We start from the raw sequence: 14,815 nt of genomic DNA, 5'->3' as shown, positions 1-14,815 counted from the left end.
TCGCTAAGGGATTCGCCGAGGGATTCGCTAAGGGAAACCGGCGAAGAAGACCCCTAAGGGAAACCAGCATTCAGGGAGCCGGAGGAGCCGGCGGCGGATGCCACAGCGCGTCCCGCCGTCGGACCGCGACCGCCGCGACCAGCACCGCGAGCCCTGCCACGTACACGATCCACCACAGGAGCCAGCCGCCGGGCGGGCTCCACTCGATCGGGGCGATCGCGTACTTCCGCCAGCCGCCGTGGGCGTAGCGCGTCATCGACCAGTAGAAGGCGCCGAGGCCGGCCAGTGCGAGCACGATCGTGGCCGCGACCGGGGCCCGCCGCTCCAGGGCGTTGGGCAGGTCCGCCCCGATGCGGCGGGCCATGAGCAGCCCGGCCAGGACCGGCAGGCCGAGGACCCAGGCCAGGATGTAGCGGCCCTGCCAGCCGATGCCGAAGCGCTTGGCCTCCAGGACCTGCGCGACCAGCGGGATCGCCACGGTGCCGATGATCAGCAGGGCGATCACCACCGCCTCCCGCCAGCGGGCGACGCCGAAGGCGCACAGGACCAGCAGCCCGGCCACGGCGAACCAGGCGATCGTGGTGCCCGGCGGCAACGCCACGTCGAGCCAGCCGAGGGTGCCGACCACCTGGATGATGTACGTGCCGGAACTCCAGAACACCTCGTTGAAGACGGTCCCCGCCTTCAGGTCCGGGAAGGACACAGTCGAGGTCACGAGGGTGTCGGCGTAGCGGTTCCACAGGAACGCCGCGACGCCGCCCAGCACCAGCACCCCCATCATGATCTGCACCCCGCGGAACCGGGCCAGCCAGACGAGCTTGCGCGGGCCGGCCACGATCACCAGCGCGATCAGCACGGAGGCCACGAAGGCGATGCCCAGGCTCCTGGTGTTCGCCAGCAGCGCGCCGCCGACGGCCAGCCCGATCGCGCGCCGCGTCACCTGGCCCGGTTTCGGGTCGTCGTCCAGCGCCAGGGACATGGCGGCGGTCCAGGCCAGGACGGCGGCGCTGGCCTCCATCCCGTTGGGGTTCACCGTGCCGCTCAGGAAGAGCGCCATCGGGGTTCCGCACGCCACGACGCCGAGCACCGGCCAGCCCGGTCGGCGCCAGCCGGCGGCGAGGCCGACCGCCGCGGCGAGCAGTGCGGAGTTCAGCAGCGCGGACGACAGGCGCATTCCGTATAGCGCTGAGACTCCAGGGAGGAACAGGCTGGGCACCCCTACAGGGAAGTAGTACAGGGGGTTGTAGTTGCCCGCGGAGGTCTCCACGATCGCCGTGGAGTTGTCGGTCCCGAACTTCTGCCCACAGGACGCGGACAGCAGCTGGAAGCGGAAGCAGGCCGACATCGCGTCGAGGGTCCCGTACTTGGCCGGGAGCGGATAGCCGAGCCAGGTCTTCTCGAAGCCGTTGGTGATCTCGTGGCGCGTGGTGGAGTTCACGAACTCGCCGCGCGCGGTCGCGACCGCCTTCACCATGTGCGACGGCTCGTCCGGCGAGGTGGACATCGGGGAGGCGAAGGCCCAGCCGGCGGAGACCAGGAAGAAGCCGACCAGGGCCAGCAGCCAGGGCCGGCCGACGACGGAGGCGACGCGACGCCGTACTCTCGCGCCGCGGCGTTCCGGCGGCTCGGCAGGAAGGATCGGCGCCGGTTCCGGTCCTGGTGGCGGTGGGGGCGCCGGGGGCGGTGGCGGAGGGGGCGAGGACGGCGGCAGGGGCGGCGACGGCGGCTCCAGCGCTCCGGGTCCGCTCACCGGGCCGCTCCCCCGGCCGGCCCGCCGGCCGGCCCGCCGGGCGGCCCGCCGCGCCGGTTCGGCATGAACGCGTAGCCGGCCAGCGCCCGCACCCCGTCGCGGCTGCCCCGCCGCAGCGCGCCGGGCAGCAGCGTCGCCGCGTGCAGCCGCGAGGACAGGTGCACCCGGGCCGCGCGCGCCGCGTGCCGCCAGCCCAGGCCCTCCATGCGGACGGCCTCGTCGAGGAAGAAGTCGCGCTCCTCGGCGAAGCGCGCGCCGCTGAAGGCCTGTTCGCTGGAGACGCTGACGGCGTGTCTGCGGTACTGGAAGCAGACGGTGTCGCTGACCACGATCTGCGCCCCGGCGCGCACCCACTCCAGGGTCAGGGCGAGGTCCTGCACGACCCGCAGGTCCGGGTTGAAGCCGACCTCCGTGATGACCTCGGCGCGCCAGCAGATCGCCGGGAAGTACATCCAGTTGCCGCGCAGCAGGCTCACGGCCAGGGATTCGCCGCCCAGGACCAGGGCCCCGTGCACGCGCGGGGCGTAGACGCGGCGCTTGACCTTGTCGACCCAGGGTTCGACGACCTCGCCGGCGCCGTCGATGACCTCGACGCCGGGCTGGGCGAGCGAGACCCGCGGGTAGTCGCGCATCAGGGCCCGGACGGTGCCGATGTAGTCCGGGAGCATGCGGTCGTCGCAGCCGATCATGGTGACCAGCGGATGGCTGACCAGGCTCAGGCATTTCTGGAAGTTCCCGGTGATGCCGAGGTTGGCCTCGTTGCGCTGGTAGCGGATCTTGGTGGGGCCGTGTTGCGCGATCAGGCCGGCGAACCACTCCGGGACGCCGGGCTCGGTGCCGTCGTCGACCACGGTCAGGCGCCAGTGCGGGTCGTGCTGGGCCAGGACGCTGCGCACCGCCTCCTGCATCATGGCGACGTCGCCGTAGTAGGGCATCAGGACGTCGACGACCGAGACCGGCCGGACGGTCGCCGACCGGGTCGGCGCGGGCAGGCCGGCCCGGACGCGGGCCCAGGTGAGCGCGTCGCGGACGCCCTCGGCGACGGAGTACCTCGGCGTCCAGCCCAGGAGCCGGCGGTCTTTGGCGGTGCTGACGGTCGTGCCGTCCCCGGCGCCGAGGTTGATCACCTCGTAGGGCACGGTGCCGGATGCGTGGCGCGCCACGATCGCGTCGAAGTCCCGCAACGCCGCGACGTGCGCCTCGGCCAGCTCTCCCACCCGGATGACGTCGCGGAGGGCGGCGGCCTCACGGTTCGGCCAGTCCACGCCGGTGATGTGGAACGGCTCGTCGCTCCGGTAGGCGGTGATCATCTTCCCCAGGACGTGCGGCGCCCCGGGGTCGGCGCCGATCGGGTTGAAGTAGCGCAGCGCGATGGCGTGCAGGTCGCCGGTGCGCGCCACGTCCTCCAGGACCCACTCGGTGATGGCCTTGGTGCGCGCGTAGGGGCTGGGCGATCCTGCCCCATAGCCCGAAGTGAACGCGGCATAGGCCGAGGCCGAGGAGGAGAAGACCAGGCGGCGGCAGCCGTTGCGGACCAGGCCCTCGATCAGTTCCAGGGTCTTGGTGACGTTCTCGCGGTAGTAGCGGATCGGGTTGGCGACCGACTCCGGGACGATGGTCAGCGCGGCGCAGTGCACGGCGGCGGTGATGTCCGGGTGCTCGGCGAAGATCTGGTCCAGCAGGGTGGTGTCGGCGATGTCGCCCTCGTAGAAGATCCGGTCCTCGGTGAGCTCCCGGCGGCCGGTGGACAGGTTGTCCAGGATCACCGGGACGAGGTCGGCGTCGAGGCAGGCTGAGGCGACGGCGGAGCCGATGAAGCCGGCGCCGCCGGTGATCAGGATCTTGTCGCCGGCGATCGCCCCGCTCGGCCCGCTCGGCCCGGCAGCATCGGTCGGTCCGCTAGGCCCGGCGGCATCTGTCGCCCCGCTCATCGCCGCCCCTCCCGCACCGGCCCGCGCCCGAGGCGCTGCGCGTTCAGCTCGGTCGCGTCCCGCACGGCGATGGCCCGGGCCAGCTCGGTGAACCGCGCCTCCTGGGTCTTCAGCCGGAAGTAGGTGTTCACCGAGACGAAGACGAAGGCCACCGCCAGCACGTAGAGCACCAGGTCGGTGCCGCGGCCCACGCCGACCTTGTGGGCCACGGAGTTCACCCAGTTGGGCCGCAGGACCGCGATCACCATCATGGCGATGAAGACCAGGAACGCCAGCCGCTTCAGGGCCCTGGTCTGCACCGAGTACCAGTTCCGGATGAACAGCAGCAGGAAGACCGCCGCGACCACCAGCAGGATGGCCTGAATGATCATGGCGTCCTCCGGGACCGCAGGGACAGGTCGAACAGGATGTTGACACCGTTGATCAGGGACTGCCCCTTGGCCTTGGAGTAGTCGGTGTAGAGCACGGTCACCGGCACCTCGGTGACCGCCAGCTCCGAGCGCGCCAGGTAGTCCACGATCTCCGAGGCGTGGGCCATGCCGTTCATGGTGATCTTGAGCTGGGAGGCGGCGGCCCGGTTCAGGACCCGCAGGCCGTTGTGGGCGTCGGTCAGCTGCAGGCGGCGGGCCGCGGGGCTGAGCGCGGCGACGGTCTTCAGCAGCGCCCGCTTGAGCCACGGCACGTGCACGGTGCCGCTGAGGAAGCGGGAGCCCAGGGCCACGTCCGCGCCGCCGTCGCGGACCGCGCGCACCAGTTCGGCGGCGTCCTCGACGCGGTGCTGGCCGTCGGCGTCGAAGGTGACGAAGTACTCCGCGCCGTCCTGCAGCAGCGCGTACTCCAGGCCGGTCTGCAGCGCGGCGCCCTGGCCCAGGTTCACCGGATGGCTGACTAGGTGCGCGGCCGTGCCGACGATGTGTTGGGCCGAGTCGTCGCGCGAGCCGTCGTCCACGCACACCACGTTCGGGAACGTCGGCAGCACGCCGGCGACGACGTCGGCGATCACCGAGCCCTCGTTGTAGACGGGGATGACGACCCAAACGTCGTCGAACTCCGAAGTCCCGGGCGGGCCGGAAGCCTCCGCTGTCTGCACAGCTCCCACATTGTGCGGTCAACGCACGACGCGCAGAGTGATTAGGCCTAATGGGCCTATTGGATCCAACGGACCTAATGGATCTGTCGGACCTATCGGCTTGATGCGTCCGCGCGGGCCAGGACCCGGCGGATCGCGCTGTCCACGGCGTCGGGGTGCTCCAGCGGCAGAACGTGGCCGCCGGCCGGGACGATCTCCAGGCCGGCGTGGCCGCCCTCGTCCGGCGCGGCGGCGTCGATCGCCGCGGCCATCCGCTCGCTGTGGAACGCCGGCGTCAGCAGGTCGTGGTCGCCGACGATGATCTCCACCGGCACCCGGCCCAGCGTGACCAGCGCGGTGACCTTCTCGTGCGCGGAGAAGGTCGGGAAGAAGTCGGCGATGACGTCCATCGGGGTGCTGGACAGCATCTCGTCGGTGAAGCGGACCAGGCCCGGCGGCACATCGGAGGCGAAGGCGTAGCGGCGGGTCAGCAGCTGCGCCAGGTCCGTGCCGGCGCGGCGGGTCCGGTCCACCAGGCTGTGGCCGCGGCCCAGCAGCGCGAACACCCCGGGGGCGGTGCGCTGGAACAGCTGCGCGGCCCGCGCGGGCAGGCCGAGCGTCATCTCGTCCCAGTGACCGTCGGTGGTGGAGCACAGCACGACGCCGCGCACCCGCGCGTGCTCGCCGGCGTCCGGGCCGCCGAACAGCTCGGGATGCTCGGCGGCCAGCGCCATGATCGTCATACCGCCCATGGAGTGGCCGATGAGGACCACGTCGCCGTCCGGGCACACCGCCTCCAGGAGGGTGTACAGGTCTCGCCCTATCTGGTCGATGGTGTGCGAGGCGGCCGTGCCGCGCTCGGAGCGGCCGTGGCCGCGCTGGTCCCAGAACACGCAGCGGTGCGTCGCGGAGAACTCCGCGCGCTGGTAGTGCCAGGTGTCCTGGTGCAGGGCGTAGCCGTGGCAGAACACCAGGGTCGGGCCGGCGTCGGCCCGGCTGGCGGCGCGACGGCGGGCCCAGCCGGCGCCGCCGGTGAACAACTGCGGGCCGTCGACCTCGACGTACAGCCCGACGCCGTCCTCGGCACGCACCGTCAGGGGCCTGCCGCGCAGGGTGCCGTAGGGCTCGGCCAGGCGGCGGGGCTCGGCCAGCCGGCGGACCGCCCGGCCGATGGTGGCGCGCTCGATGGCGAAGCCGGCGGCCGCCCCGGCGGCGATCACCCCGACCGCGGCCCCGGCGATGCCCGCCTTCTTCGCGGTGCTCACTGCCATGACACCCCTTCCGCTCGACGGGCCCGGCGGTGGAAACCCCCCGGCCCTTACGTCACGAGTTCCCGAGGTAGACCCGCGGGACACGCGGACCGATGCGGGTGACGATCTCGTAGTTCAGCGTGCCGGTGGCCCGCGCCCAGTCCTCGGCGGTCGGCTCGCCGCGATCGCCGGGGCCGAAGACCACCACCTCGTCGCCGACGTGCACGTCGCGGACGGCCTCGGGGTCTTCCAGGTCGACGACGAACTGGTCCATCGCCATGCGCCCGGCGACCCGGTGGCGCTTGCCGCCGATCAGGACCTCGCCGACGTTGGAGGAGTTGCGGGGCAGGCCGTCGGCGTAGCCGAGCGGGACCAGCGCCAGGGTCGTGGGCGCGGCCGTGTGGTGGATGTGGCCGTAGGACACGCCGTGCTCGGCCGGGGCGTTCTTGACCAGCGCGACGCGCGCCACCAGCGTCATCGCCGGGCGCAGGCCGAAGTCCGCCGGGGTGGTGTCCGGCAGCGGGGTCAGGCCGTAGAGGGCCAGGCCCGGACGGACCAGGTCGAAGTGCGCCTCGGGCAGGCTCAGGGTGGCCGGGCTGTTGGCGATGTGCCGGACCTCCGGGCGCAGGCCCGCGTGGTCGGCGGTGGCCAGCGCCAGGTGGAAGAGGTCCAGCTGGGCCCGGATGGAGGGGTGGCCGGGCTCGTCGGCGCAGGCGAAGTGCGACCACACGCCGGTGACCCGGATGTGCCCGGCGGCCTCGGCCTTGGCGGCCAGCTCGACCAGTTCCAGCCAGTCGTGCGGCTGGGTGCCGCCGCGCCCGAGGCCCGTGTCGGCCTTGAGCTGCACGCGCGCCGGGGTGCCCAGGCGCTGCGCGGCGGCGGTGATCTCCTCCAGGACCCAGGGGGCGTAGGCGGTGACGTCGATCTCGTGGGCGATCAGCTGGTCCCAGGGCCCGCCGGCCGGGTGCAGCCAGGCCAGGATCGGGCCGGTCAGCCCGGCGGCGCGCAGCTGCAGCGCCTCCTCGGGCAGGGCCGTGCCGAGCCAGGCGGCGCCGGCCTGCTTGGCGGCGCGGGCGCACGGGACGGCGCCGTGGCCGTAGGCGTCGGCCTTCACGACCGCCATGACCCCGGCCCCGGACTCGGCGACGATCTGGCCGACGCGGCGGGTGTTCGCGCGGATCGCGTCCAGGTCGATCCGCGCCTCGGCGCGCAGTGTGGCGCCGGACGGAAAATCGGTGGCGGTCAGGTCTGTCATCGACGGTAGTCTGCCAGGCTGTCGCGGTCTTGATGGTGACGGCCGTCTCCATGGGCCGGGTCCAGGGCCCTCGTAGCCCTGCTCAACGGTGGGGGTTCTCGATTTTGGAATCGCTGGAAGCGAAGGTCAACGGCTACCTGCACGGCAACGCGCGCAGCCGGGCGGTGAACGAGGCGTGTGGGCCGTTCCACATCGGGTTCGACGCCGGCAACGCACATCCCTTCATGAACTACGCGGTTCCAGAGGCCGACGCTGTAGTGACGCCCGAGGACATCGAGGCGTTGCTCGAGGCTTTCGCGAAGCGGGAGCGGATTCCGCGGCTGGAGTTCGCGCCGGGCGGCGCGCCGGGGGTCGAGGAGGCGCTGCTGGCCGCCGGGTTCGAGGTGCAGCAGCGGCTGCCGTTCATGGTGGTGACCTCGGCCGAGCTGGACGGGCCGGCGGCGCTGGACGGCATCGAGGTCAAGGTGCTGGACAAGTCGGCGACGGACGAGGAGCTGCGGGGCGTCGCGCTGGCCCAGCAGGAGGCGTTCGGGGAACGGGCCGGTGAGTCGCTGGCGGACGCCGACCTTTCCAGCGAGGTCGCGGGCCTGCGGGAAATGGTGAACGCGGGGAGGTTCACGGTGCTGGCGCGCGGTGCCGCCGGCAGCGCACACGCCGGCGTGGCGATGGCCGGCGGCGGCTGCGGGCCGGCGATCGCCGGGACCACGGAGATCGGCGGGATCGGTACGCGGCCGGCGTTCCGGCGGCGCGGGGCCGGGGCCGCGGTCACCGCGGCACTGTCGCGGCATCTGCTGGAGGTCGCGGCGCTGGACTGTGTCTGGCTGTCCCCTGCCGGGCCCGACCAGGAGCGGCTGTATTCGACGATCGGGTACCGGAGCCTCGGGGAGATGCTGTTCATCTGGAAGCCCTAAGTTACAGAAGACACCTTGCAGAAGGAATCTTCTGTATGTAGCGTGGCCGGTATGACCGAGCCGCGCCGCATCACCGATCCCGAAATCCTCAAGGGCCTGTCGCATCCGCTGCGCCAGCGGCTGTACCGGCTGCTGACGCAGCTCGGGCCGTCGACGACGACCATCCTCGCCGCGCACCTGGACGGCGCCGACCCCGGGCAGATCAGCTACCACCTGCGGGAGCTGGGCAAGCGGGGGTTCATCGAGGAGGTGCCCGAGCTGGCCCGGGACCGGCGGGAGCGGTGGTGGCGGGTGCCGCAGGGGACGTTCAGCTGGTCGAGTGCCGATTTCCAGACGCCGGAGGGGCAGGCCGTGGCCGACGCGGCGTTCGCGCAGACCGTGCGGGACCAGTTCGAGCGGCTGGAGGCGTATGTCACCCGGAAGGCCGAATGGTCGCCGGAGTGGCAGGCCGCGGGGACCGCGACCAGCACGAACCTGCGGCTGACCCGGGAGGAGCTGCGCGGGCTCAGCGACGAGCTGAACGCGGTGATGCGCAAGTGGGCGGCGCTCGGGCGGCGGGATCCCGCGCTGCGCCCTGAGGAGCAGCCGGTGGACGGGCGGGAACAGGTGTTCCTGTTCTTCCACGCCTTCCCCGAGAAGGTCTGAGGGGGGATCCACGATGACTGCTGTCGTCGTCGCACCGGTCCTCTCGCGGCCTACACCGGCTCTGCGGAACCCGCGGTATCTGCGGTTGCTCGGCGGCGCCACGCTAAGCGCGCTCGGGGATCAGGTCTGGTACGTCGCGCTGTCCTATGCCGCGGTGCGGTCGGCGTCACCGGCTGCCGCCGGGCTGGTGTTGTCGGTCTCCGCGATACCGCGGCTGCTGCTGGTGCTGTTCGGCGGGGTGATCGTCGACCGGTTCGACGCCCGGAAGCTGATGATCGGCAGCGACGCGCTGCGGATGGCGGTGTGCCTGGGGGCCGCGGCGTTCGCGGCGGCGGCCTCGCCCGGGTTGGGGCTGTTGGCGGCGGTCGCGGTGGTGTTCGGGGCCGTGGACGCGCTGTTCATGCCGGCGTCGGTGGCCTTGCGGCCTCGGCTGCTGGAGCCGCATCAGTACTCCGGCGGTGCGGTGCTGTGGACGCTGTCGGGGCGGCTGGCGCTGACGGTGGGGGCGCCGTTGGGCGGACTGGTCGCGGCCTCGGCGGGGTTCGCGGCGGCGCTGGTGGTGGACGCGGTGAGCTTCGCCGTGTCGGTGGCGAGTCTGGTGGGGCTGCGGGTCGGGGGCGATGAGGCCGCGGCGGGAACCCGGGACGCGCGCAAGGAGCCGTTCGGCCGCAGCTTCGCGGCCGGGCTCGGCTATCTGCGGCGGCACGCGGTGCTGGGGCCGTTCGTGGTCTGGCTTGCGCTGACGAACATCGGGATGGTCGGGCCGCTGAACGTGGGCGCGGCGCTGCTGGCCACCCGGCGCGGGTGGGGCGCGCCGGGGATCGGGCTGCTGCTGACCGGGTTCGGGGTCGGGGCGGCCTTGGGCGCGGTGCTGATGGCGAAGGTGCGGCTGCGGGGCGGTCTCGGGGTCTGGCTGGCTTGGGCCGGGGCTGCTCAGGGTGCTGCCGGGGCGGCGATGGCGCTGGCTCCCGCGCTGGGCGTGGCGGTCGCGGTCGCGGCGACGGTCGGGGTGCTGTCCAGCGCCATGGGCGTGCCGGCGACGGTCGTGATGCAGGCGGAGTGCGACGACGCCTTCCGGGGGCGGGTCGGGAGTGTCACGACGCTGATCTCGCTCGGGATCGTGCCGCTGACCATGGGCTTGATGGGCCTGATGGTGGGGGCGCTGGGGCTGCGGGCGGCGTTCGGGATCAGCGGCGCCGTCGAGGTGCTGGGGTTGGTGTGCCTGCTGTCGCGGGGATTCCGGACGGTGCGGGCTCCGCAGACGCCGCAGGCTCCGCAGGCGCAGCGGTGAGGGCTTCGACCAGGTCCCCGGCGATGAGCTGGCGGCCCGGGTGGCGGCGTTGGAGGTCGAGGGCTGCCTGGCCGTGCAGATAGGCCGCGACGCTGGCGGCGTCGTGCGCGGACAGGCCCGAGGCGAGCAGGCCGCCTGCGAGCCCTGACAGCACGTCGCCGGAGCCCGCGGTGGCCAGGGCCGGGGTGCCGGTGCGGTTCACCCGGACGGCGGAGTCGCCGGGGTCTGCGACGAGTGTGGTCGAACCCTTCAACAGAACGGTGCAGCCGAAGCGGCCGGCGAGTTCGCGCACGGCGGCCAGCCGGCGGGCCTCGACGTGCTCGGCGCTCCAGGGGTCGCGTAGCAGGCGGGCCGCCTCGCCGGCGTGCGGGGTGAGCAGCGTCGGGTGGTCGCGGTCGAGGGGCTTGCCGCGAGCGGCCAGGGCGGCCAGGCCGTCCGCGTCGACGAGGACCGGGACCTCGGCGGCCAGGGCGGAGGCGACACGGTCGGCGCTGTCCGGGCCGATACCGGGGCCGACGACCCAGGACTGGACCCGGCCCTCGCCGATCAGCACTTCGGGGTAGCGGGCCAGGACGCCGTCGACGACCTCGGGCTCGCCGACGAACCGCACCGCCCCCACGCCGCTGCGCAGGGCCGCGCCGGTCGCGAGGACGGCCGCGCCCGGGTAGCGGGGGGATCCGGCGGCGAGGCCGACGACGCCGCGGCGGTACTTGTTGCTCTCGGCGGAGGCCGTGGGCAGCAGCGCTTCGACGTCGGCGGCTTCCAGGGCCTCCAGAACCGGGGCGCCTTCCAGGTACGGCGCCAGGCCGATGTCGACGAAGCGGAGGTCGCCGACATGTTCGGCGCCCGGGGAGATGAGCAGGCCGGGCTTGTAGGTGCCGAAGGTGACGGTGACATCGGCGTGGACCGCGGGGCCGGCGACTTCGCCGGTGTCGGCGTCGATGCCGCTGGGCAGGTCGACGGCGACGATGAGCGGGCCGGCCGCCTCGATCTGTTCGAAGAGCCCTGCCGCGTTCGGTCGCAGACCACCGCGACCGCCGATGCCGACGACGCCGTCGAGGACCAGGTCGGCTTCGCTGTAGCGCGACTCCCCCGCCGGGCTCACGCGGCCGCCCGCGGCCCGCACGGCCGCCAGGCCGCCGGCGTGCGCCCGCGCCTCGTCGAGCAGGACGGCTTCGACCTTCGCGCCGCGGCGGGCCAGGCGTGCGGCGGCGTACAGGGCGTCGCCGCCGTTGTCGCCGCTGCCGGCGATGACGACGACGCGCGCGCCGTACACCCGTCCCAGCAGCCTGACGCACTCCGACGCCAGACCGGAGACGGCGCGCTGCATCAGCTCGCCGTCGGGCAGACGCGCCATGAGCGCGGCCTCCGCGTGCCGGACCTGGTCTACCGAATGCGCCCTCAGCATGTGTACACCCTGTCATGGCCCGGCAGGCCTCGATAGGATCTCCGCCATGTCAGGGGAGGGCCCGCCCGTCTCCCACCACCACCCGTTAAGGAGACACTTCGTGTCGCAGGACTTTCCGGTGCCGCGGGCAGAGATGCGGGCGTCGCACGAGGACCGCGACATCATCGTCGACCAGCTGCGGGTGGCCGCCGGCGACGGACGCATCGACGGCGACGAGCTCGACCAGCGGATCGAGGCCGCGATGAGCGCCCGGACCTACGGCGAGCTGGACAAGCTCACCAAGGACCTGCCGCGTGCGACGCAGCAGGCGGGTCTGGCGCGCCGGACCGAGGCGCAGGCTTCGCAGAACATCACCATCTCGCACGGGAACACGCACAAGCGCGGCGCGTGGCTGGTGCCGCGGCAGCTGAACGTCACGGTGCGGCACGGCAACGTCCTGCTGGATTTCACCGAGGCGGTGTTCAGCGGCGCCCGCGAGGTCGACATGGTGCTGGACGTACGGCACGCGAACCTGCGCATCCTGGTGCCGGCCGGCACGGTGCTGGACACCTCGGGCCTGGCGACCCGGCACGCCAACCTCGGCCAGCCCGGCCTCGGGCCGGCCGCGCCGGACGCGATCCGACTCACGCTCAGCGGCCAGGCTGAGCACACCAACCTGCGGGTGCGGCGGCTCTCGCGGTTCGCGGAGCGCCGGCGCGAGCGGCTGGCGCAGCGGGCCCGGCAGCAGTCGCTGCCGCGATGAGGCCGGGGCCGGCCGGGCGCAGGCCCGGCGGACCGTCGGGGACGCGGCCCGCGGGGCGGCCCGGTGCGCCGTTCGGGGAGCGGCATCGGTGAGGGGTCGCGGGCGGCGAGCTGCGGCGGCTGCCGGCTCGCTGCTCGGTGAGCACTGCCGGTAAAGCATCGCGGGCACGCGCAGACGGCCCGGCTTGCTGCTCGGCAAGCGGCGCCGGTAAGCGACACGGGCATCGCGCAGACCAGGTGCGAGCGCCGCTCGGCAAGCGCCGCGGCTGAAGAGGCCCGAAGTGCCGCCGCCCGGCCCGACCGCCTCACCCCTCGGCGATGACCACCGCCGAAGCGATCCCGGCGTCATGCGACAGCGACACGTGGAACGTCCGGATCCCGCGCGAGTCCGCCAGCGCCGCGACCGTCCCGGTGACCCGCAGCTCCGGCCGGCCGTCCGGCAGGGTCACCACCTCGCCGTCGTGCCAGCGCAGGCCGCGGGGCGCGCCGAGGGACTTGGCCAGTGCCTCCTTCGCCGCGAAGCGGGCGGCCAGGGAGGCCGTGCCGCGCTCGCGCTCGGCGGGCGTGAACAGCTTCTCCCGCAGAGCCGGGGTGCGGGCCAGCGAGGCCGCGAACCGTTCGACGTCCACCACGTCGATGCCCACACCCAGGATCATGCGCGTCCTTACTCGACCTACTCCACCGTGACCGACTTCGCCAGGTTACGCGGCTGGTCCACGTCGTAGCCCAGGGCGTCCGCCAGTTCGGCGGCGAACACCTGCAGCGGGACCGTGGCCACCAGCGGCTGCAGCAGGATCGGCAGCTCCGGGACGTGGAACAGGAAGTCCGCGTAGGGGGTGACCACGTCGTCGCCGTCCTCGGCGATGACGATGGTCTTGGCGCCGCGGGCCCGGATCTCCTGGATGTTGCTCACGATCTTGTCGTGCAGCAGCGGCCGCTTCGGCGAGGGCACCACGACCACCACCGGCAGGTCCTGCTCGATCAGGGCGATCGGGCCGTGCTTGAGCTCGCCGGCGGCGAAGCCCTCGGCGTGGATGTAGGCCAGCTCCTTGAGCTTGAGCGCGCCCTCCAGGGCCATCGGGTAGCCGACGTGGCGGCCCAGGAACAGCACCGTGCGCGCGCCGACCATGGAGCGGGCCAGCTTGCGGACCGGCTCCATGCGGTTCAGGGTCTCGGCGATCGCCGCCGGGGAGTCCGACAGCTGGGTGAGGACCTCGGCCACCTCGTCGTTGAACTTCACGCCGCGCACCTGCGCCAGGTACAGGCCGACCAGGTAGCAGGCGGTGAGCTGGGTCAGGAACGCCTTGGTGGAGGCCACGCCGATCTCCGGGCCGCCGTGGGTGTAGACCACGGCGTCGGACTCGCGCGGGATGGTGGAGCCGTTGGTGTTGCAGATCGCCAGGACCCGGGAGTGCTGCTCGCGGGCGTGCCGCATGGCCATCAGGGTGTCCATGGTCTCGCCGGACTGCGAGATCGCTATCACCAGCGTGTCCTTGGTCAGGATCGGGTCCCGGTAGCGGAACTCGCTGGCCAGCTCGACCTCGACCGGGATCCGGGTCCAGTGCTCGATGGCGTACTTGGCGATCAGGCCGGCGTGGTAGGCGGTGCCGCAGGCGATCACGATGATCTTCGTGACGGCGCGCAGCTCGTCCTCGGTCAGCCGCATCTCGTCCAGGGTCAGCTTGCCGTCGCCGTTGACCCGGCCCAGCAGGGTGTCGGCGACCGCCTGCGGCTGCTCGGCGATCTCCTTCTGCATGAACCAGTCGTAGCCGCCCTTCTCGGCGGCCGAGGCGTCCCAGGAGACGTGGAACCGCTTGCCCTCGACGACCTCGCCGTCGAAGGTGGTGATCTTCACCGAGCCGTCCCGGAAGACCTCGGCGACCTGGTCCTGGCCCATCTCGATGGCCTCGCGGGTGTGCGCGATGAACGCCGAGACGTCCGAGGCCAGGAACGCCTCGCCCTCGCCGACGCCGATCACCAGCGGGGAGTTGCGGCGCGCGCCGACCACCACGTCGGGGGCGTCGGCGTGCACGGCGACCAGCGTGAAGGCGCCCTGCAGCCGGTTCACGACCCGGCGCATCGCGGCGCCCAGGTCGCCGTCGCCGGCCGCGGCGAAGTCGCGGGCCAGCAGGTGCGCGACCACCTCGGTGTCGGTCTCGGACAGGAACTCCAGGCCCTCGCCGGCCAGTTCGGCCTTCAGCCGCGCGAAGTTCTCGATGATGCCGTTGTGGATCACCGCGACCTTGCCGGCGGTGGCGCTGTAGGCACCGTCGGTGGCACTGAAGTGCGGGTGGGCGTTGCCGTCGGTGGGTCCGCCGTGGGTGGCCCAGCGGGTGTGGCCCAGGCCCGTGGTCGACGCCGGGAGGGGGCGGGCGTCGAGTTCCTTCTCCAGGTTCGCCAGCTTCCCGGCCTTCTTGGCGCCGGCCAGCCGCGCCTCGCCGCCGGACCGGTCGACCACGGCGATGCCCGCCGAGTCGTAGCCCCGGTACTCCATCCGACGCAGACCCTCAATGACGATACCCAGGGCTTGCTGGGAGCCTACGTAACCCACGATTCCGCACATG

At 72.8% G+C, this 14,815-nt stretch carries 13 protein-coding genes; 4 read left to right on the top strand and 9 right to left on the bottom strand.

Features of this window, described 5'->3' with window-relative positions; translation table 11 throughout:
• Window positions 1-70: 70 nt before the first annotated feature.
• From ABH926_RS12925 to alr, 6 genes are all read right to left on the bottom strand, one after another.
• Complete coding sequence (locus ABH926_RS12925) at window positions 71-1,750, bottom strand: DUF2142 domain-containing protein (RefSeq protein WP_370365717.1); 1,680 nt, start codon at window positions 1,748-1,750, stop codon at window positions 71-73.
• Window positions 1,747-3,681, bottom strand: coding sequence for an NAD-dependent epimerase/dehydratase family protein (locus ABH926_RS12920; protein ID WP_370365716.1), 1,935 nt, complete (start codon window positions 3,679-3,681; stop codon window positions 1,747-1,749). Before ABH926_RS12920 ends, ABH926_RS12925 begins: the two co-directional genes overlap by 4 nt.
• A complete protein-coding gene (locus ABH926_RS12915; protein WP_370365715.1) occupies window positions 3,678-4,052 on the bottom strand; it encodes a DUF2304 domain-containing protein in 375 nt (124 codons plus the stop codon). The genes ABH926_RS12920 and ABH926_RS12915 overlap by 4 nt, the downstream gene beginning before the upstream one ends.
• Complete coding sequence (locus ABH926_RS12910) at window positions 4,049-4,771, bottom strand: glycosyltransferase family 2 protein (RefSeq protein WP_370365714.1); 723 nt, start codon at window positions 4,769-4,771, stop codon at window positions 4,049-4,051. The genes ABH926_RS12915 and ABH926_RS12910 overlap by 4 nt, the downstream gene beginning before the upstream one ends.
• 92 nt (window positions 4,772-4,863) lie before the next feature.
• Window positions 4,864-6,021: an alpha/beta fold hydrolase gene (locus tag ABH926_RS12905; protein ID WP_370365713.1), complete on the bottom strand. Its 1,158-nt coding sequence runs from the start codon at window positions 6,019-6,021 to the stop codon at window positions 4,864-4,866.
• Between the two features lie 52 nt (window positions 6,022-6,073).
• The gene (gene alr / locus ABH926_RS12900; protein WP_370365712.1) at window positions 6,074-7,255 is read right to left on the bottom strand and encodes an alanine racemase; all 1,182 of its coding nucleotides are present in this window, start codon (window positions 7,253-7,255) and stop codon (window positions 6,074-6,076) included.
• Between the two features lie 104 nt (window positions 7,256-7,359).
• Here alr and ABH926_RS12895 point away from each other — a divergent pair, with 104 nt between their 5' ends.
• The 3 genes from ABH926_RS12895 to ABH926_RS12885 are packed head-to-tail and all read left to right on the top strand — an operon-like array spanning window position 7,360 to window position 10,102.
• Window positions 7,360-8,166 carry a GNAT family N-acetyltransferase gene (locus ABH926_RS12895; RefSeq protein ID WP_370365711.1) on the top strand — a complete coding sequence of 269 codons (807 nt, stop codon included), beginning with the start codon at window positions 7,360-7,362 and terminating at the stop codon, window positions 8,164-8,166.
• A 51-nt stretch (window positions 8,167-8,217) separates the two neighbouring features.
• Window positions 8,218-8,811, top strand: a complete 594-nt coding sequence (locus ABH926_RS12890) for a helix-turn-helix domain-containing protein (RefSeq protein WP_370365710.1) — start codon at window positions 8,218-8,220, stop codon at window positions 8,809-8,811.
• 13 nt (window positions 8,812-8,824) lie between these two features.
• On the top strand, window positions 8,825-10,102 hold the full coding sequence (locus tag ABH926_RS12885; protein ID WP_370365708.1) for an MFS transporter: 1,278 nt from the start codon (window positions 8,825-8,827) through the stop codon (window positions 10,100-10,102).
• Here the strand turns inward: ABH926_RS12885 and ABH926_RS12880 are convergent.
• Complete coding sequence (locus tag ABH926_RS12880) at window positions 9,999-11,510, bottom strand: NAD(P)H-hydrate dehydratase (RefSeq protein ID WP_370365707.1); 1,512 nt, start codon at window positions 11,508-11,510, stop codon at window positions 9,999-10,001. The two genes, ABH926_RS12885 and ABH926_RS12880, sit on opposite strands and share 104 nt — an antisense overlap.
• Window positions 11,511-11,610: 100 nt before the next feature.
• Between ABH926_RS12880 and ABH926_RS12875 the strand changes: the two genes are divergently transcribed.
• Window positions 11,611-12,252, top strand: coding sequence for a DUF1707 domain-containing protein (locus ABH926_RS12875; RefSeq protein ID WP_370365706.1), 642 nt, complete (start codon window positions 11,611-11,613; stop codon window positions 12,250-12,252).
• Between the two features lie 304 nt (window positions 12,253-12,556).
• On the opposite strand, the gene ABH926_RS12870 is transcribed toward ABH926_RS12875, so the two are convergent.
• Both ABH926_RS12870 and glmS read right to left on the bottom strand, forming a co-directional pair.
• Window positions 12,557-12,907, bottom strand: coding sequence for a holo-ACP synthase (locus ABH926_RS12870; protein WP_370365704.1), 351 nt, complete (start codon window positions 12,905-12,907; stop codon window positions 12,557-12,559).
• A 17-nt stretch (window positions 12,908-12,924) separates the two neighbouring features.
• Window positions 12,925-14,814 (bottom strand): glutamine--fructose-6-phosphate transaminase (isomerizing), encoded by a 1,890-nt coding sequence (gene glmS, locus ABH926_RS12865; protein ID WP_370365703.1) that lies wholly within the window; start codon window positions 14,812-14,814, stop codon window positions 12,925-12,927.
• Window position 14,815 lies beyond the last annotated feature (1 nt).

It is taken from the genome of Catenulispora sp. GP43 (assembly GCF_041260665.1).
Classification (GTDB): domain Bacteria; phylum Actinomycetota; class Actinomycetes; order Streptomycetales; family Catenulisporaceae; genus Catenulispora.
Note: the sequence above shows the minus strand (reverse complement) of the source record. Positions and strands in the feature narration are given on the sequence as shown.

What these genes read in the sequence shown, in the direction of transcription:
- ABH926_RS12880 (WP_370365707.1), bottom strand. Translation starts at nt 11,510, where the DNA reads ATGCTGAGGGCGCATTCGGTAGACCAGGTCCGGCACGCGGAGGCCGCG.
- ABH926_RS12870 (WP_370365704.1), bottom strand. Translation starts at nt 12,907, where the DNA reads ATGATCCTGGGTGTGGGCATCGACGTGGTGGACGTCGAACGGTTCGCG.
- ABH926_RS12905 (WP_370365713.1), bottom strand. Translation starts at nt 6,021, where the DNA reads ATGGCAGTGAGCACCGCGAAGAAGGCGGGCATCGCCGGGGCCGCGGTC.
- ABH926_RS12885 (WP_370365708.1), top strand. Translation starts at nt 8,825, where the DNA reads ATGACTGCTGTCGTCGTCGCACCGGTCCTCTCGCGGCCTACACCGGCT.
- ABH926_RS12890 (WP_370365710.1), top strand. Translation starts at nt 8,218, where the DNA reads ATGACCGAGCCGCGCCGCATCACCGATCCCGAAATCCTCAAGGGCCTG.
- alr (WP_370365712.1), bottom strand. Translation starts at nt 7,255, where the DNA reads ATGACAGACCTGACCGCCACCGATTTTCCGTCCGGCGCCACACTGCGC.
- ABH926_RS12915 (WP_370365715.1), bottom strand. Translation starts at nt 4,052, where the DNA reads ATGATCATTCAGGCCATCCTGCTGGTGGTCGCGGCGGTCTTCCTGCTG.
- ABH926_RS12920 (WP_370365716.1), bottom strand. Translation starts at nt 3,681, where the DNA reads ATGAGCGGGGCGACAGATGCCGCCGGGCCTAGCGGACCGACCGATGCT.
- glmS (WP_370365703.1), bottom strand. Translation starts at nt 14,814, where the DNA reads ATGTGCGGAATCGTGGGTTACGTAGGCTCCCAGCAAGCCCTGGGTATC.